Annotated in this window: 19 protein-coding genes and 1 tRNA gene; 13 read left to right on the top strand and 7 right to left on the bottom strand. The window is 56.2% G+C overall.

What is annotated here, in order from left to right; genetic code table 11:
• Nucleotides 1–3 precede the first annotated feature (3 nt).
• The 5 genes from rpsS (at nt 4) to PH7735_RS01920 (ending at nt 2559) form a co-directional block, all read left to right on the top strand.
• Entirely contained in the window at nt 4–285 is a 282-nt protein-coding gene (gene rpsS / locus PH7735_RS01900; RefSeq protein WP_058309638.1) for a 30S ribosomal protein S19, read from the top strand.
• A gap of 3 nt (nt 286–288) precedes the next feature.
• Nucleotides 289–669: a 50S ribosomal protein L22 gene (rplV, locus tag PH7735_RS01905; RefSeq protein WP_058309639.1), complete on the top strand. Its 381-nt coding sequence runs from the start codon at nt 289–291 to the stop codon at nt 667–669.
• Nucleotides 669–1376: a 30S ribosomal protein S3 gene (rpsC, locus tag PH7735_RS01910; RefSeq protein WP_058309640.1), complete on the top strand. Its 708-nt coding sequence runs from the start codon at nt 669–671 to the stop codon at nt 1374–1376. Before rplV ends, rpsC begins: the two co-directional genes overlap by 1 nt.
• 13 nt (nt 1377–1389) lie before the next feature.
• Nucleotides 1390–1803 carry a 50S ribosomal protein L16 gene (rplP, locus tag PH7735_RS01915; protein ID WP_058309641.1) on the top strand — a complete coding sequence of 138 codons (414 nt, stop codon included), beginning with the start codon at nt 1390–1392 and terminating at the stop codon, nt 1801–1803.
• Nucleotides 1804–1977: 174 nt separating this feature from the next.
• The gene (locus tag PH7735_RS01920) at nt 1978–2559 is read left to right on the top strand and encodes a pyridoxamine 5'-phosphate oxidase family protein (protein WP_158503162.1); all 582 of its coding nucleotides are present in this window, start codon (nt 1978–1980) and stop codon (nt 2557–2559) included.
• A 168-nt stretch (nt 2560–2727) separates the two neighbouring features.
• Here the strand turns inward: PH7735_RS01920 and PH7735_RS01925 are convergent, their stop codons facing one another.
• Nucleotides 2728–3195: a DM13 domain-containing protein gene (locus PH7735_RS01925; RefSeq protein WP_058309643.1), complete on the bottom strand. Its 468-nt coding sequence runs from the start codon at nt 3193–3195 to the stop codon at nt 2728–2730.
• A 126-nt stretch (nt 3196–3321) separates the two neighbouring features.
• On the opposite strand from PH7735_RS01925, the gene PH7735_RS01930 reads away from it, so the two are divergent.
• Nucleotides 3322–3942, top strand: coding sequence for a TIGR02466 family protein (locus PH7735_RS01930; RefSeq protein ID WP_058309644.1), 621 nt, complete (start codon nt 3322–3324; stop codon nt 3940–3942).
• A 48-nt stretch (nt 3943–3990) separates the two neighbouring features.
• Here the strand turns inward: PH7735_RS01930 and PH7735_RS01935 are convergent, their stop codons facing one another.
• The 6 genes from PH7735_RS01935 to PH7735_RS01960 are packed head-to-tail and all read right to left on the bottom strand — an operon-like array spanning nt 3991 to nt 9173.
• Complete coding sequence (locus tag PH7735_RS01935; RefSeq protein WP_058309645.1) at nt 3991–5070, bottom strand: CaiB/BaiF CoA transferase family protein; 1080 nt, start codon at nt 5068–5070, stop codon at nt 3991–3993.
• 12 nt (nt 5071–5082) lie between these two features.
• A complete protein-coding gene (locus tag PH7735_RS01940; protein ID WP_058309646.1) occupies nt 5083–5907 on the bottom strand; it encodes an SDR family NAD(P)-dependent oxidoreductase in 825 nt (274 codons plus the stop codon).
• Nucleotides 5908–5920: 13 nt separating this feature from the next.
• Nucleotides 5921–7069: an acyl-CoA dehydrogenase family protein gene (locus tag PH7735_RS01945; RefSeq protein WP_058309647.1), complete on the bottom strand. Its 1149-nt coding sequence runs from the start codon at nt 7067–7069 to the stop codon at nt 5921–5923.
• 18 nt (nt 7070–7087) lie between these two features.
• Nucleotides 7088–7504 carry a MaoC family dehydratase gene (locus PH7735_RS01950; RefSeq protein WP_058309648.1) on the bottom strand — a complete coding sequence of 139 codons (417 nt, stop codon included), beginning with the start codon at nt 7502–7504 and terminating at the stop codon, nt 7088–7090.
• Nucleotides 7501–7983, bottom strand: a complete 483-nt coding sequence (locus PH7735_RS01955) for an FAS1-like dehydratase domain-containing protein (RefSeq protein WP_058309649.1) — start codon at nt 7981–7983, stop codon at nt 7501–7503. Before PH7735_RS01955 ends, PH7735_RS01950 begins: the two co-directional genes overlap by 4 nt.
• 2 nt (nt 7984–7985) lie before the next feature.
• Nucleotides 7986–9173, bottom strand: a complete 1188-nt coding sequence (locus PH7735_RS01960) for a lipid-transfer protein (protein WP_058309650.1) — start codon at nt 9171–9173, stop codon at nt 7986–7988.
• Nucleotides 9174–9271: 98 nt separating this feature from the next.
• Between PH7735_RS01960 and PH7735_RS01965 the strand changes: the two genes are divergently transcribed.
• The 7 genes from PH7735_RS01965 (at nt 9272) to PH7735_RS01995 (ending at nt 18652) form a co-directional block, all read left to right on the top strand.
• Nucleotides 9272–10207: a LysR family transcriptional regulator gene (locus PH7735_RS01965; protein ID WP_058309651.1), complete on the top strand. Its 936-nt coding sequence runs from the start codon at nt 9272–9274 to the stop codon at nt 10205–10207.
• 62 nt (nt 10208–10269) lie between these two features.
• Entirely contained in the window at nt 10270–11271 is a 1002-nt protein-coding gene (locus PH7735_RS01970; protein ID WP_058309652.1) for a GlxA family transcriptional regulator, read from the top strand.
• Between the two features lie 87 nt (nt 11272–11358).
• Nucleotides 11359–11435: transfer RNA gene (locus tag PH7735_RS01975), tRNA-Met, on the top strand.
• 138 nt (nt 11436–11573) lie between these two features.
• Nucleotides 11574–12200: a hypothetical protein gene (locus PH7735_RS01980; RefSeq protein WP_058309653.1), complete on the top strand. Its 627-nt coding sequence runs from the start codon at nt 11574–11576 to the stop codon at nt 12198–12200.
• 140 nt (nt 12201–12340) lie between these two features.
• Complete coding sequence (locus PH7735_RS01985; protein ID WP_058309654.1) at nt 12341–15196, top strand: nidogen-like domain-containing protein; 2856 nt, start codon at nt 12341–12343, stop codon at nt 15194–15196.
• Nucleotides 15197–15350: 154 nt separating this feature from the next.
• Entirely contained in the window at nt 15351–17009 is a 1659-nt protein-coding gene (locus tag PH7735_RS01990; RefSeq protein ID WP_058309655.1) for an ABC transporter ATP-binding protein/permease, read from the top strand.
• A complete protein-coding gene (locus tag PH7735_RS01995) occupies nt 17006–18652 on the top strand; it encodes an amino acid ABC transporter ATP-binding/permease protein (protein WP_058309656.1) in 1647 nt (548 codons plus the stop codon). Before PH7735_RS01990 ends, PH7735_RS01995 begins: the two co-directional genes overlap by 4 nt.
• Nucleotides 18653–18710 lie beyond the last annotated feature (58 nt).

Consider the following 18710-nt stretch of genomic DNA (forward strand, 5'->3'; position numbering starts at 1 on the left):
TATATGTCTCGCTCTGTATGGAAAGGCCCCTTTGTGGATGCTTACGTGCTTAAGAAAGCCGAAGCTGTCCGTGAGTCGGGTCGCAACAATGAAGTGATCAAGATCTGGTCGCGTCGTTCCACCATTCTGCCCCAGTTCGTGGGTCTGACATTTGGTGTGTACAACGGTCAGAAGCACATCCCAGTTAACGTCACCGAAGACATGATCGGTCAAAAGTTCGGTGAATATTCACCAACTCGCACCTATTATGGTCATGCGGCCGACAAAAAAGCGAAACGGAAGTAAGTCATGGGCAAGGCAAAGAATCCACGCCGCGTGGCTGAAAACGAAGCAATGGCAAAAGTCCGTATGCTTCGCACCAGCCCGCAAAAACTGAACCTGGTAGCTGGCATGATCCGCGGCAAGAAAGTTGAGAAGGCGCTCGTCGACCTGACTTTCTCGAACAAGCGTATCGCAGCAGACGTGAAGAAGTGTCTTCAGTCCGCAATCGCCAATGCTGAAAACAACCACAACCTGGATGTTGACGAGCTGATCGTTGCCGAGGCGTATGTTGGTAAAAACCTGACTATGAAGCGCGGTCGTCCGCGGGCTCGTGGTCGTTTCGGTAAAATCATCAAGCCGTTCTCGGAACTCACCATCAAGGTGCGTCAAGTTGAGGAGCAAGCCTAATGGGTAATAAAGTTAATCCGGTCGGCATGCGTCTTCAGGTCAACCGCACCTGGGACAGCCGTTGGTACGCAAATACCAAAGACTACGGTGATCTTCTTCTCGAAGACCTGAAAATCCGTGAGTTCATTGGTAAAGAGTGCAAGCAAGCTGGTATTGCTCGTGTGATCATCGAACGTCCGCACAAAAAGTGCCGCGTCACGATCTACACTGCACGTCCAGGTGTCATCATCGGCAAAAAAGGTGCAGACATCGAAGTTCTGCGCAAGAAAATTGCCTCGATGACTGACTCGGAACTGCACCTCAACATCGTTGAAGTTCGCAAGCCCGAGCTCGATGCTGCTCTGGTTGGTGACTCGATCGCACAACAGCTGGAACGTCGTGTTTCGTTCCGTCGCGCAATGAAGCGTTCGGTTCAGAACGCAATGCGTATGGGCGCTCTGGGTATCCGGGTGAACGTTGCTGGTCGTTTGGGTGGTGCTGAAATCGCGCGTACCGAATGGTACCGTGAAGGCCGCGTGCCTCTTCACACTCTGCGTGCTGACATCGATTATGCGCACTCCGAAGCGATGACTCCTTACGGGATCATCGGGATCAAAGTCTGGATCTTCAAAGGCGAGATCATGGAGCACGATCCTTCGGCACATGATCGCCGGGCACAAGAAGTCCAGGATGGCCCTGCACCTCGCGGTGCTGGCGGTCGTCGCTAAGGGAGACTGACAAATGCTTCAACCAAAGCGTACTAAATTCCGCAAGATGCACAAAGGCCGTATCAAAGGCCTCGCAAAAGGCGGTTCTGACCTGAACTTCGGTTCGTATGGTCTGAAAGCCACTCAGCCTGAGCGTGTGACTGCGCGTCAAATCGAGGCGGCTCGCCGCGCGATGACACGTCACATGAAACGTCAGGGCCGTGTTTGGATCCGTATCTTCCCCGACGTACCGGTCACTGCAAAGCCGATCGAAGTTCGTATGGGTAAAGGTAAGGGTTCTGTGGACCGTTGGGTCTGCAAAGTTAAGCCCGGCCGCGTGATGTTCGAGATCGACGGCGTCAATGACGACGTTGCTCGCGAAGCTCTGCGTCTTGCTGCGATGAAACTGCCGGTGAAAACCCGCGTTGTTGTTCGCGAAGACTGGTAAGTTAGTTCGCCCCACGCGGGGCTTCTGACAAAGAATTGACCCCCTGACCGCAAGGTTGGGGGGTCTTTTTTTGTGCATAATGCATAGGTTGGGTTTGAGGGCCTTTTTTGGCCGACGTTCAGAAGGGGATCAGGTGTCATGGAGAATTATGCGGAGCTGATGTTTCACGAGGCTGTGGCTGATCTGCAAAAGGCGGATGGCTCTTTCGAAAAGTATCAGGTGGGCTACAGGCATCGTACGCAAGAGAGCCTGTCGTCTGATGATATCGGTTTCATCCAATCTCTCAACAGCTTCTATATGGCGACGGTGACCCCGGACGGCTGGCCCTACGTGCAACATCGTGGTGGGGCACGGGGGTTCTTGAAGGTGGTGGATACCCAGCGGTTGGTCTGTGGTGACTACAGGGGCAATCGGCAGTTCATCTCAATGGGCAACCTGCAGGCAAGTTCGCGGGTGTCGTTATTCTGCATGGACTATATGAAAAAGGCGCGGTTGAAGATCCAAGGCGAAGCGAAGTTGCAAAAAGCAAGTGAGGTGGCGCCAGATGTGCTGTCGTTGCTTGGCAAAGACGGGCCAGCAGTTGAGCGGGTGCTGACCGTGGAAGTCGTGGCGATTGACTGGAATTGTCCCAAGTATATTCCCGATCTGTTTCCGGCAGATGTCGTGAAGCAGGTTGTGGCGCGGGAAATGCAAGCGTTGCGCCAGGAAAACGCGGCGTTGAAAGCGGCGCTGGGGGAAAGGGACCAGGCGGGATAGTTTCAGGTTCTGAGTATCGTCTTCAAGGGAAAGTTTTAAGTGCGTCATACTTGCAGATGCGGGGGCACCTTGTTGGTTTCGGAGGTGCGAGGGTGTTCTGGATCCCCACGTATGAAGGTTGTCAAATGTCCAAGTCCGTAGGTCGCACAAGATTGTCCAACCTAACTGTTAGCGATACTTCGCAGCTGTGATGAACTCGCCAAAAGCCTCGCACCAGATCACCACAGTGGTGTAGGCGTTGATGTCCACACCTGCGGGAACATCGAGGATAACACCGTTGAAGGTTTTCACGTCGCCGATGCGGACGGACTGGTCTTTGACCGCTTCGAAAGAGGCTTCGTCGTCGACGAACTCAGGCACGAGGTAGAGTTTGTAGTCGGGACCCGGAGCAAGATCACCCATGTGAACGATGCGTTCGGGCGAGACACTGATGGTGCCTTCGCCCCAGTGGAACAGGTCACTGCCCTTGAGATCGCGGGTGAACTCGGCGGAATAAGTGGCCCCTGCGGCTTGGGCCTCGAGAACTGCCTGATCGGGGCCTGCAGGGGCGGTTAAAATGGGCAGGAAATAGATGCCCAGAGCAAAGCCGATAGCCAGTGCCAGCCCGTGAGTTCCCAACAAAATGAGTTTCCGCATATCCTCTACTCCGTTTTGATTACATAGCATATAGTTTGGTTTGACTGTAATTGAGTTGAATTGGTGGTGAGGATTATGACAACGCAGCCTCTCGCGCTGAAGAAGAGGTTGGGGTAAACCGCTGGGATGGCCCAGATCGAATCTCTCTTTGTGACCCGCTTTTACCGTGCGATGCTCTCCGAGTATGGCACTGCTATCAACAACGACGAACTTGTCGTGTCTTGCTATTCCATCGCCGAAGACGATGAAGCCGGACAGGAATGGTGCGAGAACGAAGGGTATCCGGGCTATACTTCTTATGCGTCGCTGACCGATCTGCCTTGGCGGTTTCCGATCTTTGCCGACATGGTTGCCGCGCTTGATAAGCACGTTGCCGCCTTTGCAGAGGATCTCGAGTTCAATCTTGAGGACAAAAAGCTGGTTCTTGAGGATATCTGGATCAACATCCTGCCGGAAGGCGGGCTGCACACGTCTCACCTGCATCCGCATTCGGTGATCAGCGGCACCACATATGTCTCGCTGCCGGATGGGGCAGGGGCGTTGAAACTGGAAGATCCGCGCTCTGGTCGGATGATGGCCGCACCTGCGCGCAAACAGGGCGCGCGTCGTGACATGCAGGCGTTCATCTATATGAAGCCCGAAATCGGCGAGGTTTTCTTGTGGGAAAGCTGGCTTCGCCACGAAGTGCCGATGAACATGGCCGAAGACGAGCGTATTTCGGTAAGTTTCAACTACAAATGGGAATGACCCGAGCCCAAGCCGAAAATTGATCCGCTTGGGCCCAAGGGCAGAGACCTATTCAGCCAGTTCAGCCAGGATTTCTGCCGTGTGTTCTCCACGCGTGCAGGCGGTGTTGATCTTGCCGACATGCCCACCAAAACGCGGGGCAGGGGCGGGTTGCATATTGCCGTCGTGGGTTTGCCAGACATGTCTGGCCTGCATATGCGGCGCATGCATGGCCTCATAAGGGGACAGGACGGGCGCCACACAGGCGTCTGACCCATCAAACAGGTCTGCCCAATGCAGGCGCGGTTCGGCCAGAAAGATGTCTTCCAGACGGGCGGTCAGTTTGGTCCAGAGTTTCGCATCATGTTGTCTTTGAAACTCGGGGTCGTGGGACAGGCCAAGTTTTTCAAGGAAGATGGCATAGAACTGTGGTTCGAGGCATTGCACACTGACATAGCCCCCATCGGCACAGGTATAGGTACGGCTCCAGTGTGGGCCATCCAGCAGGCTTTGACCGCGATCCATTGACAACATGCCGGTCTGGCGAATGGCCATCAGCAGCGTCATCATATGCGCCGACCCGTCGACAATCGCGGCGTCCACCACGGTGCCTTTGCCTGTCGTTTTGGCGTTGAGGATGCCCGACAACACCCCAACAACGAGATAGAGCGCACCGCCGCCAATATCCCCCACCAACGTTGCGGGTGTAATTGGGGGCGACCCGGGTTCGGATGCATAGTGAAGCGCGCCGGACGTGGCGATATAGTTGAGGTCATGCCCCGCCGTTTCGGCGCGTGGGCCCGTTTGTCCCCATCCTGTCATGCGTCCAAATACCAAAGCAGGGTTTTCCGCATGACAATCCGCAGGGCCGAGGCCCAAACGCTCCATCACGCCGGGACGAAACCCTTCGATTAAGGCGTCGGCGGTCGAGATGAGCTTTTTAGCCGTTGCAATGTCCTCTGGATCTTTCAGATCAAGCACAATGGACCGTTTGCCACGATCAAGGATGGACCCGTCTGTCGTAACCTGTCCGGATTTGCCTTTGCGATGGATGGTGATGACATCCGCGCCCAGATCAGCCAGCATCATGGCCGCAAAGGGGCCAGGGCCCAAGCCTTCGATTTCGATAACGCGAATGCCGTTCAACATGGTTTTGTTCCTTTACGCGGTCAGGCCGCCGCCAACGATCAGTGTTTGACCTGACACATAGTTCGATTCAGGACAGCAGAAGAGATATACCCCGTCGGCGGCTTCTTCCGGTGTGCCCGGACGTCCGAGAGGCACCATCGAGGCAAACCCGCCAGCAACCTTTTTCGGGATGCCGATGCCAACTTCATTACCATCCACCGTGATGGTTTTCTTTTCATCCGTGGCTTCGGTCAAACGCGTTTCGATATACCCGAATGCGATGCAGTTCACGTTGACCTTGAGACGCCCCCATTCTTTGGCGAGGGTCTTGGTCATGCCCAACATGGCAGATTTCGCGCTGGAGTAGTTGACCTGACCGACGTTCCCACCGGTGCCTGCGATGGACGAGATATTGACCACTTTGCGGAACACCTCGCGCCCTTCTTCGGCTTCTTGTTTTGCGGCGCCTTTGATGAACCCGCTGGCAGCGCGCAAGATGCGGAAAGGGGCTTTTACGTGCACATCCATCATCGCGTCGAACTGTTGGTCGGTCATATAGCCGATCATGCTGTCCCACGTGTAGCCGGCATTGTTGACGATGATGTCGACCCCGCCAAAGGTTTCGATGCCGGTGCCGATAAAGCGTTCTGCAAAGCCGTCTTCCGTCACACTTCCGGGGACCGCAGCGGCGTTCCCGCCTGCCGCCTTGATTTCATTCACCACGTCAATCGCGGGATCCGCATCGAGATCATTTACAACAATATTCGCGCCTTCCGACGCCAGCTTGAGCGCGACCGCACGGCCAATCCCGTTGCCTGCGCCCGTGATATAGGCGGTTTTTCCGTCAAGTTTACCCATTGGTAGATCCTTTTCAGTCGACGTCCAGAGAACGCGCGATGAGTTCTTTCATGATTTCATTTGTCCCGCCGTAAATCTTTTGAACGCGGGCATCCGTATAGAGTTCCGAGATCAGGTATTCGTTCATATACCCGTACCCGCCGTGCAACTGCAGACAGTTGTCCACGATCTCGCATTGCACGTCTGTTGACCACCATTTGGCCATAGCGGCCTTTTCGGCGGTCAGTTTTCCCTGATCCAGTTCCGCAAGGCATTGATCGACAAAAGCGGCCAGAATTTCGATTTTTGTGGCGGCTTCGGCCAGCTTGAAGCGGGTGTTCTGAAAATCCATGATCCGCTGACCAAAGGCCTTGCGTTCGCGCACATAGTCGAGCGTGGTGTTCAGGGCACATTGTGCGGCCCCCAAGGCGGAATAGGCGAGGATCAGACGTTCCCAAGGAAGTTGGCGCATGAGCTGGTAAAAGCCTTGGCCTTCTTCCAGACCCAGCAGGTTGGTTTGCGGAACGCGCACGTCCTGAAACGAAAGCTCTGCGGTGTCGTTGCGTTTCATGCCCATCTTGTCGAGACGACGCCCGACAGCGAACCCTTCAAGGCCCTCGGTCTCGATCATGATCAGCGAAACGCCTTTTGAGCGCGACGACGGATCAGTTTTGGCAACCAGAACAATCAGATCGGCGCTGCCGCCGTTGGTGATGAAGGTTTTCGAGCCGTTGATCAGGTAATTGTTCCCGTCCTTCACAGCGCTGGTTTTCACCGCCTGCAGGTCTGATCCGGTACCGGGTTCGGTCATCGCGATTGCGGCCACTTTTTTACCGCTGGCAAGGTCGGGAAGCCACTTGGCCTTTTGCTGCTCTGTGCCAAAAGCCGTGATGTAATGTGTCGCGATATTATGGACCGAAAAGCCCCAGCCGGAATCACCAATTTTGGCCTGTTCCAGAAAACTAACAGCGTCGAAATGACGGCTGAGGCCAAGGCCGCCGTGTTCTTCGGGAATGGTGGCGCCCAGAATGCCGATCTCGCCCGCCTTTTTCCAAAAATCCTTTGGGACAAGGCCGTCTTTTTTCCATTGGTCGCGGTTGGGTTGGAATTCATCTTCGAGAAAGCGCCGCACCGAATCGCCAAAGGCGTGATGCTCTTCTTCCATCCAGAGGTGATGGGTCATGGGAATATCCTTGTTTTCTCAGGCGGCGCTGACCAGCGCTTCGCCACGCAGAGTCTGGGTGCCGTCGTCGACTTTGGCCGTGAGCGCGACACGCAGCATCGGTGTGCCGTCCTGCTCGAAACGCTCGGTCACGCGCCCTTCACAGGTCACGGTGGCATTTACGGGCGTGATCGCCGTAAAGCGGGTCGACAGACCCCGCAGCCGATCAGAGCCAGCCCAATCGGTTGCGACACGGCCCAGCTGCGCCATCGACAGCATGCCATGCGCAAAAACATCGTCCAGACCGGCGCGCTTTACAAAGTCGAGGTCGATATGGATCGGATTGTGATCACCCGAGGCCCCTGCATAGAGTGCAAGCTTGGTGCGCGACACAGGACCAAACGTGATGGTGGGCAATGTGTCACCAACGGCGGCGGTTTCCGGGGAAATCGTCATCCCTGTTTCTCCTTTGGCAGTCGATGGATCAGTGTGCGCTCTGCCACGGCGAGAACACCACGCTCGGGGTGTCTGATTTCCAGTTCAAGGTTGGCGATTTCCAATGCGCCGCCTTTGGCATCCGCAAAGCTTTTCACGCGCGAGATGACTTCGACAGTGTCACCTGCATAAATCGGGCCATGGTAGGTATAGCTTTCCGATCCATGCAGAACATAGCGGTTGTCGACCTTGATCACGTCCTGCGTATCAGGCACGCCATTACGTTTGCCGATTTTGGCGGCGGCCATCTCGATGACAACGGGATAGGTCGCTGGCGTGACAACATCTGGATGGCCAGCGGCGCGTGCGGCATCAGCGTCAAAGTGGATCGGGTTGGTTTCCCCAATTGTTTCGGCGAAGAAGGCCACCGCCCCGCGTTCCACGGTGACGTTGATGGGCGCAGTTTCGTGCTCCGCCGTGTTTCTGTCGAAAATACCCATCGTTATGCCGCCTGATACAGGGTCACAACGCAGGCGCCGCCCAGTCCCAGATTGTGTTGCAACGCTGTTTTGGCGCCGTCCACCTGACGACGGTCTGCCGTTCCTCGCAGTTGATGGGTCAGCTCATAACACTGCGCCAAACCGGTTGCCCCCAGAGGATGCCCCTTGGACAGAAGGCCACCAGACGGGTTGGTGACGAATTTACCGCCATAAGTGTTGTCGCCATCCGCAATGAATTTTTGCGCGCCTCCTTCGGGGCACAAACCCAGCCCTTCATAGGTGATCAATTCGTTGTGGGCGAAACAGTCGTGCAGTTCGACGACATCAACGTCGTCAATGCTGATACCCGATTGATCCTGTACCTGACGGGCGGCGGCGGCGGTCATGTCATAGCCGACAACCTGCATCATATCATGCGCCTCGAAGGTTGACGGAAAATCGGTGGTCATGGATTGCGCCTTGATCGAGACCGTAGTCGGGATGTTGTGCTTTTTGGCAAAGGCTTCCGAGCACAGGATCGCCGCAGCGCCGCCACAGGTGGGCGGACAGGCCATCAGGCGGGTCATGACGCCCTCCCACATCATGGGGGCCTCCATCACCTGTTCTTCGCTTATTTCGGTGTTGAACAGGGCAAGGGGATTGTTGGCCGCGTGACGCGAGGCTTTTGCGCGGATTTTGGCAAAGTCATTCAGCTGCGTTCCGTGTTTCTCCATGTGCGATTTTCCGGCACCACCGAAATAGCGCAAGGCCAAGGGCACCTGGCTGTTGCCGACAAGATCGTCCGTTTCTGAATCAAAGTCGTCAAACGGGGTCGGGCGATCGGTCCAGTGGCTGCCAAGAGCGCCCGGCTGCATCTGTTCGAATCCGACGGCGAGGACACAGTCGGCGATGCCGTGTTCGATAGCTTGGCGGGCAAGGAACAGGGCGGTCGATCCTGTTGAGCAGTTATTGTTCACGTTGACCACCGGAATTCCGGTCATTCCCACATGATACAGGGCTTTCTGGCCGCATGTTGAATCGCCGTAGACATACCCTGCATAGGCTTGTTGAACGTCGTCATAGGACAGGCCCGCATCAGCCAGCGCGTCGCGGATCGCGGCTGCGCCCATCTGGTCATAGCTGTCGGAAGCGCCCGGTTTGGCAAATTTGATCATGCCTACGCCGGCAACGATTGTGGAATTCTTGCTCATGGTGTCCTCCTCGAATCCATGTGTTGTGCAAATTATGTGGTTGACGGGAGGCATCTTGCAAATTCAAAAATGTCCCAAGGTATTCCTTGGGGGAATGGATGAATCTTACAAAGCTCCGCTACATTGTCACCGTTGATCGTGAAGGGTCCATTTCGGGAGCCTCCAAAAATCTGCACATCACGCAATCTGCGGTGACCAAGGCGGTCGCCGATGTCGAGGCGGAGCTGGGCTTTGCCCTGTTTGACCGTCGTGCCCGCGGCGTCGCAGCCACGGCGGACGGGCGCGAGTTTATAGATCGGGCGTCACGGATTCTGTCGGATATGGACCAACTGGTCATGGACACCAAAAGCGGCCGCGATTCACGTGACCGTGTCTTGCGGATCGGAATTGCGCCGCCCTCATTGGAAGGGCTTATGAACCGTGCGGTGCGGTCACTGGTTCTGGATCATCCAGAAGTGCGGGTGCATCTGCGTGGCACACCGTTTGAGGCGGGGTTGCAGTTGCTGCGACAGGGGGATCTGGACACGTTTGTTGCACCGCTGAACCCGTTGTTGAGTGAAGCCGGATTTGTGACGGCGCCTCTGCCGCCATTGCGGGCCCGTATGTTTGCCCGCAAAGGGCATCCCTTGTCCGGCCGCAAACTCAAAGCCAGAGAAATTGCCGCCTTTCCCATGATTTCGCCAGACATCACGGGGCCGCACGTGTCGCCCATAATCGGCATTCTGGAACACCACGAGGGCGATCCGGCCCGTGGCCTGCATATCCTTGAGAACTTCCCGATGGCGGCAGGAATTATCGAGCGCTCCGATGCGGTCGGGGTTGTGGTCGATACTTATGTTCAAAGCCAAACGTTCCGCAGCCGGTTTGTTGTGCTTGATTATGACATGGGAGAGCCTTTGCCGATGGTGATGGCCTTTCGCGCTGGGCTTCAGCCGTCACGGGCCCTAGGTTGGCTTCAAGCTGCGTTGCAAAAGCATCCGCCTATGGCATCGATGCCCTCTGGCGCGGGTGCACCAGACAGTTTCACCACCTGATGACCTTGCGGTAAGTTGGGGCGCATTGGTAAGGTGACACCTTCAGTTTGAAGAGAGTGAAAATGACCAACGGACTAATTCCAAAAGGCGTGGCCCATGTTGAGTTGGAGACCACACCCGATCCAGAACATTTTGTCTTTTTGCTTTTGCCCAACATGTCGATGTTGGCCTTCAGTGCTGCGATCGAACCCTTGCGAATTGCCAACCAGCTGACGGGGAAGGTCCTGTATCGATGGACAACGATGTCTGAGGACGGCGCCAGCGTGCGGGCGTCCAACGGCATTGAGATCGGTGTGGACAGCCCAATGGGAGAGACCAAGCCCGGCAGCTATGTGTTTGTGTGCTCGGGGGTCGAGCCAGATAAGGCGACCACCAAGTCTGCTGCCGACTGGATACGGTATCAGTGGCGCACAGGGCGTGTCGTTGGCGGCCTGTGCACGGGTGCCTACGCCTTGGCGCGCGCAGGGATTTTGGGTGGCAAAGAGTTTACGCTGCACTGGGAAAACCAGTTGCCGTTTCGCGAAAGCCATCCCGATTTGAACGTGCAGGAACAGCTTTATGTTGTTGATGGCAGGATCATGACATGCGGCGGCGGTGCGGCCGCCACGGATTTGTTCCTCAAGCTGATCTATGAAAAACACGGCCCGATGTTGTCACAAGCCGTTTTGAACATGTGTTTGCATTTCGTGCACCGTTCGGATGGCGACAGCCAGACCTCTTCAAAATCCGCATCACTTGGTATTCGGAACAAAAAGCTGCTTCAGATTATCAACCTGTTTGACGAAGAAATCGAACAGCAGGTTGATCTGGACGAAATTGCCTATCGTGTTGGGGTTTCCAGACGGCAAATGGAGCGTTTGTTTTCGCACCACATCGGGCGCACACCGAAACGGTATCTGATGGATTTGCGGCTTCAGCGCGCGCGCGCCTTGATGGCCGAAACCGATTTGCCCGTTTCCGAGGTCGCCTTTGCCTGCGGCTTTGAATCGACTTCACATTTTTCAAAGCGATTCCGCGAGCGTTTCGGGGTCTCGCCCTATTCTTTTTCGGTCTCGACCAGCTAGAAATCGACTGGAACAGACAAAATCCGGAAAACTGCAACTTTCTCTCTTGACCCCGATGCGGGACTCTTCTAAATCGCAGCGCACCGTGGCGGTATAGCTCAGTTGGTTAGAGCAGCGGAATCATAATCCGCGTGTCCGGGGTTCAAGTCCCTGTACCGCCACCATTTACCTCTCTGAATGGTTTCACGAAACGTCCCACCGGTAATGAACGGGTGTGGTGCATTCTGTCGCGCGCTGTCACATGGACAAGACGTTTCAATCGGCGTTTACTAAAGCCACGCGCCTTAGAAGGAACTTCAGTCATGCGTTTTGAAGTTAGCCGATTCTTGAAGCCAGCAAATGTGACGATCGGGATCATTTTGCTGATGGGTGCCGTATCATCGGGAGGTTTTGCAATGGGTTCTTCACACAACAACGGACAAATGGACATTCAGGTGCCCGCGTCTTTTGGCGATCTCGAAGGATATGTTGCTCCCGGAGATTCCGAAGCATTGCCGACTGGTTTTTTGCGGATTTATTCAACCAAAGACATCCAATCGGTTGCCGGTTTGCCGGAAGCAGTCCAAGCACAGGCTGCGCTGGTGAGGAAACTCGATCCGTTGTCACTTCAGTCAGGAATTCAGGATGCGACGGACGCGGCTGTTCAGTTGGGTGTGACACCATCGGATTTTGATCGGGTTGCGTATTCGTCAGCGGGAAAACGTGCAAAGTCCAACCGAATCCTTGCCGTTGAGGGCAAAAATGGATCGCGCGCGTTTTTTGTTGCGCGCATTGCCGCGGACCAACCGGATGGTGCTGTTCCCGGAATTTTTCACTGTGTAGAACAGGCTCAATTACCAGTTGCATATAGCGCGACATACCTTGGCAAAATAGCGCCAAGTACTTTGATAGAGATCAAAGAAGAAATATGCCAAAAGCCGAAGATGTGATAAGAAATAGGGATTAACGCCCGTAATTCGGGCGACTCGCTTATTTCGAGCAATCAGAAGGCCTCCATACATCGGTGGCCCTATTGAGGCGAAAAATATCTTTGAAGGCCACGAAAGTGGCAGATTAGGGGGGAGTTCCTATGGCTAATACTACAACCGAAAGTGCAATTTCCAATACGATCTCGGCCTCGGGCCGATCCCTTTTGGCGGATATCACGCATGACACCGTTTGGTTCGATGTCACTTTGCAATATTATTTGGGCAACGGTGATGTTCTCGCGTGGGACACAGAGTTTCGCGACGCTTACCTAGGTGATCCAGACGATTATTATAGCGGATCGCCGGACGCGGCATACGCGTATACAACTCAGACCGAGCGTGCCTTTGAAATGATCGACTCCGTCATTTTTACGGATTTCGAACGCGTGACAAACGCGGCCACCGCACAGGCCACCGCCGATCTGGTTTATGTGACGTCCGTGAACAACGATGAAAGCCTCGAAGGCTTCCACCAGCTTCCTCCGGGATCCACGCGAGCGGCGGACGACTTCTGGGGCTTTAGCACGTTTACCAGTGACCAAGCATCTATGAATGTCGCGCCCGAAGTTGGCGGCGGCGAGTACCTGAACTGGACCCTGATCCATGAAATCGGCCACGGTTTGGGCCTGTTGCATCCCTTTAGCGGCGACCCCTCCGTCACACTGGCCAGTGTTGGCGCGGCGTTGGATAACGAACGCTATACCGTGATGTCCTATGATGGGGCGACCGATGCAAATGCCTATGGCCATGCGGTCACGCTGATGGCGCTGGATATTGCTGCGCTGCAAGAACAGTATTTCAGCGAAACCTATGCCGAAGGCAACTCTACCTATTCACTGTTTGATGCTCAGGCAGAAGCCTTGCGTCTCAATGAAGGCGATATGCACATTGGCCGTGCCTATGCAACGATTTGGGATTCCGGCGGTACGGACACTCTCGAATATGGCAGCTCTGCCAATTCTGTATTGATCAACCTGAACGATGCAACTCTGGACCGTTCGGCAGTGGCTGCGGATGCGTCCCCTGCTGTTACCGCGCTACAGCACACCGATTTCTTCGGCTCGCTGGCGGCAAACCTGCGCACCGAAATCACGGATTCGAATTATAATGCAGGCGGTTTTTTCTCGCGTGTTCTTACCGAGACTGACGGCACGTTCTCGGGCATTGATGGTGGTTTTGCAATCGCACATGGCGTGGACATCGAGAATGCCACCGGTGGACAGAACGAAGACCTTCTGATCGGGAACGAGGAAGCGAATACCCTGACAGGGAACGACGGCAACGATGTTCTGATTGGCGGCGGTGGCAATGACACACTGGATGGTGGTGAAGGCTGCGATATCGCGTCTTTCTCGGGCGCGCGCGCAAACTATACGATCACAGACAACGAAGACGGCACGATCACCGTGGCCCATAACGGTGCAGGCGTGGATGGCACGGATACACTGGTCGATGTGGAACAGGCGCAGTTCAGCGATGAATTGACAAGTCTGGGTGATGAAGGTGCACTGGAATTCACACCTGTGACCAGCAACAGCTTTGTCGATTTTGGCGACAACGTTTTGTATCGCAACGATGACGGGTCCCAGTCGAATGTCGACATTACTTCGATCTTCGAAGACGGGATCACCGTCGGTGATACAACGTATACAACGATTTCGGTCAACACGAATGGCAACGTCACCTTTGGTGGTAGCCTGAGCACCTATACACCGTCACGGATTGAAGGGTCAGGGCGTCAGATTGTGGCCCCGTACTGGGCGGATGTGGACACCCGCAATCCATCTGAGGGAACAAATCCCGGCAACGTCTATTGGGATTTTGATACGGACCGCGACTCGTTCATCGTGACGTGGGATAATGTTGGGTACTACAGCCGCCATGTCGATCTGCTGAGCAGTTTCCAGCTCGAGATGATGGATCGCGGCTGCGGCAATATCGAAATCATTTTCCGCTATGGTGATATCGCCTGGACCGCAGGCGATGCCTCGGGCGGTGAGAATGGTGTTGGTGGGACAACCTCGCGCGCAGGCTTCTCGCTCGGCGAAACCTATTTCGAGCTTCCTGCATCGGGTAACGAGCCTGCCATGCTGAGCCTTGAATCCCTGTCGGGTAACCTTGGCGTTGCCGGTGTTTGGCAATTCATCGTGTCGGGCGGCTTTGTCCAGGGTGTTGGCGGTGAAGAAGACGATGATATCCCGGGCACAGACGGTGACGACAACGTGCTTGCAGGGCAAGGCAACGATACCGTGCGCGCAGGCGACGGTGACGACTCGGTCTTTGGTGGTCAGGGTAACGACAGCATTGATGGCGGCGACGGTGACGATGTCCTCGACGGTGGTAGCGGTGTTGACACCATTATCGGTGGTCGCGGCAATGATACCATCGCTGACGGCGGCACCGACGATGACCTTTATGATGTGATCTACGGTGGTGAAGGCGACGATGATATCGATGGCGGCTTCGGCAATGACTCGATCCGTGGCGACGCCGGAAACGACGTGATTGCGGGTGGCTTTGGTGCGGACACTGTTATTGGTGGCACCGGCAATGACACCCTGACCGGCTCAGCCTACTCCGACCAACTGTTTGGTGGGGATGGTGATGACTTTATCAACGGTGGCTGGGGCCATGACCGTGTGAATGGGGGCGACGGCGCTGACCGGTTCTTCCACATCGGTATCTTTGATCACGGGTCGGACTGGATTCAGGACTATGACGCCTCTGAAGGAGATGTTCTTGTGTTCGGTATCGGATCCGCAACACCAAGTCAGTTCCAGGTCAACACCACGCACACTGCCGATAGCAGCGGCAACCGGTCCGGTGACGACAGCATCGAAGAGGCTTTTGTGATCTATCGCCCAACTGGCCAGATCATGTGGGCATTGGTCGATGGCGCCGGTCAAAGCGAAATCAACCTGCAGATCGCGGGACAGGTTTACGACTTGCTTGCCTGATACAAGATCTCTTCAATCCACAGAAAAGGCCCGGTTTGTCCGGGCCTTTTTGCTGTTGGGCTCGGCGGATATGTCGCGTCATCTGCCCCCTTACATTTTGGCATGAAACGAATATTGGACGGAAACCACGAAACGGCTCCAGCGTAGGAACTCTATGAAGCGGCCCAAGACAGAAAAAACGGCTGTTCAACAGCGGATTGATGAGGCTTCCAAGCCCGGCCTGCGTGCTGCGTCTCGTTTGTTGGTTCTGGCGTCTCTGATGTGGCCTGTTCAAGCCGCCGCCGCAGCGGTTTTGGTTGACCGTTGGGCAAACGGCGAGGTCGATGGCGCATTTGTTGCGGTTGCCTTTTTCATCTTGGCAGGTTTTGCGCGCGCCGCGTTGGATCACCGCGCGGGCGGCATTTTGTTCCGCACTGCAGACGCCGTTATTGCCGTTGAAAGGCATACGCTCCTGTCCCGCGAAGCACGGCGCGCCACACAGATTGTCAGCTCGGCAGAACTGGCTGCGCTTGTATCCCAGAAGCTGCCGATGCTGGTGCCCTACCTCACCCGCTTTAAGCCCGCGATGGCGCGTGTCCGGATCGTGCCCTTCTTGTTGCTGCTGATTGTCTTTTGGTTCAGCTGGATTGCGGGGCTCATTCTGTTGGTTGCCGGACCGCTGATCCCCGTTTTCATGGCACTCATCGGGATTGCGGCACGCGAGGCCAGCAACCGCCAGATGGTTGAAATTGGCGACATGAACCGTTTGTTGATGGACCGCTTGTCGGCGCTCGCGGATATTCGGTTGCTGGACGCCACTTCACGCGCAGAGGACGATTTTGCAACGCGGGCCGAGGGGCTTCGGGCGCGTACAATGGCGGTTTTGCGTGTTGCGTTTTTGTCGTCTACGGTTCTGGAGCTGTTTTCGGCAATTGGGGTGGCCATGGTGGCCGTCTATGTCGGGTTTTCCCTTTTGGGTGAGATCCCTTTTGGCGCCTGGGACAGTGGCCTTACCTTGGCCGAAGGTGTGTTCCTGCTGCTCATTGCGCCCGAATTTTTCCAACCGCTTCGGGACATGGCCGCGGCGTGGCATGACAGGGCGGGGGCCTTGTCTGTTCTGGACGAGATGAGCCGCCTCGAAAGCACAACCGGTCGTCAAATTCCAGGCGAGGGCGACAAAGCGGCCGTTCTGACGGGCGCGGCGGTTGTGAATACACGCAAAGTGCAGGTCATGCGTGGAGATCAGGCCGTCGACCTTCCGGATTTGACGCTTCATCCGGGTGAGGCGGTTGCGCTGACCGGCAAAAGCGGCGCAGGAAAGACATCCTGCCTGATGGCTCTGGCGGGGCTTATCCCCGTTGAGAATGGCGAAATAAATGTTGCCGGCGTGGCGCTGTCTGATGAAACGGCCGATGCGTGGCGCACCCGTGTCGCATTCATTCCACAGCTTGTTCATTTGCCCGACGTGACATTGCGCGGCTTCATTGACCCTGACGAAACCGGTGTTGATCCGACCAAAGCGCTGAACGCAGCACAGGCAAGCCATGTGGTGGCGGCCTTGCCAGATGGTTTGGAAACTCGGCTTGGAGAAACGGGTGCTGGTGTGTCCGGCGGGGAAGCGCGGCGTCTTTTGCTGGCGCGGGCGATTTATCGGGGAAGCGAAGTTATTTTCGCGGATGAACCCACGGCGGATCTGGATGCGGATACCACAGCCAAGCTGGTTGAAATGCTGCGCGGTCTGGCCAATCGGGGGGCCATTGTTCTTGTCGCGACACATGATCCGGATGTGATCGGTCAAATGGATCGCAGCATTTCGGTCGAGGTGATGGCATGAGCGCGCTTTGGAAAGCCTTTGTTCTGATCTGGAATGCGGCGCCTGCCGCGATGTGGCGTGGTGCCTTGATGGCGGTCGCTGTTTTGCTGATGGGCGCGGCGCTGCTGGGATTGTCAGGGTGGTTCATCACCGCGACGGGGCTTGCCGGGATCGCAGGCATCGGCATTGCGTTTGATGTCTTTCGCCCCAGTGCGGGCGTGCGCTTTTTGGCCTTGGGGCGGGCCGGTGCGCGCTATGGTGAACGGATTTTCACCCATGACGCGACCCTGAGGGCGCTGTCCACTTTGCGGATCAGCCTGATGCGTCGCCTGTCGCGGCTGTCCCTACCAGAGATGCAGCGTTTGCGAGGCCCCTTGGCCCTGACACGGATCACAGCGGACGTAGACGCGTTGGATGGCATCGTTTTGCGGGTCGGACTGCCGATTGCGGCGGGGCTGATCACGCATGTTGTCGTGTTTGTTGGTCTGTGGGCTTTGACCGATATCGCTTTGGCGGTCACGATTGCCTGTGGGTATGTCTTGGGTGGTGGGATCATTCTTTTGCGGTTGGCGCGTCGCACCTATGCGCCCTCGCGCCATGCCGAAGAGGCCAGCCAGACCCTGCGGCGCGACACGATAGGTCTGATGCGCGGCCGATCCGATCTGTTTTTGCAGGGGCGCGTGCGATCGAGTCTGGACCGCTTGCATGATACGGATGACGCGATGCGCGCCGCAATGGAGAGTCTGGACACCACCGAACGGCACGCCGGAATGGCGCTGTCGGTGCTGGGTACCGTTGTGTCCGGTCTGGCATTGGCGATTGGATCGTATCTTGTGACCAACGGTGAACTTGATCCTGCGCGGGCGGCTATCGGATTTTTTGTTGCGCTGGCGCTGGCAGAAACCTTGTTGCCTTTGCGCCGTGGCCTTGCCGAAATCGGACGCATTCGCGATGCTGCAGAACGGATTTTTCAAGTTGAAGAACAGGGGCAGGGCCCCGCGCGGATCGGTGGTCAGGCCAAAGGGCACGGCATTGATGTGCGGGCGGTCACCTTTCGCCGCTCAGACACAGCTGTGCCGGTCCTTGAAAACCTGAGCCTCAAGGTGGCAGCCGGAGAAACCGTTGCGCTGACCGGTCCCAGCGGATCCGGAAAGTCAACGCTTTTGGCCATCCTGGCAGGCACCGAGCCCGATTTTGAAGGACACGTCACAATCGCGGGTCAGGACCTGTGTGCGTTTGGCGAAAGAGAGTTGCGCAGCAAGCTGACCTTTGTGCCCCAGCGCGCAGCTCTGGTCTCGGGAAGCATATTTGACAATCTGGCGTTGGCCAAATCGGATTTGAGCGAAAGCGAAGCCTTTGAGATTTTGGATGTGGCCTGTCTGACATCGGTTGTGGAACGTCTGGTAGGTTTGCAGGGCACGCTGGGCGAAGGAGGCGCCGGATTGTCCGGCGGAGAGGCCCGACGTCTTGTTCTGGCCCGCGCCCTGTTGCGACGTCCGTGCGTTTTGCTTTTGGATGAGCCGACCGAAGGCCTTGATGCCGCTACGGCACGTCATGTGTTGTCCAATATACGTGCCTTGGTGCCAGAAGCGGCCATCCTGATGGCGTCCCACCGGACCTCTGAAATTGAAAGTGCGGACCGGATCGTCTCAATCAAGGGCTAAGCGCGCTCAATTCCTGATCTTTTGCGAACGAACTGCCTCGGGTGAAGGCGGCAAAGAT

It is taken from the genome of Shimia thalassica (assembly GCF_001458215.1).
In the GTDB taxonomy this organism is placed as follows: domain Bacteria; phylum Pseudomonadota; class Alphaproteobacteria; order Rhodobacterales; family Rhodobacteraceae; genus Shimia; species Shimia thalassica.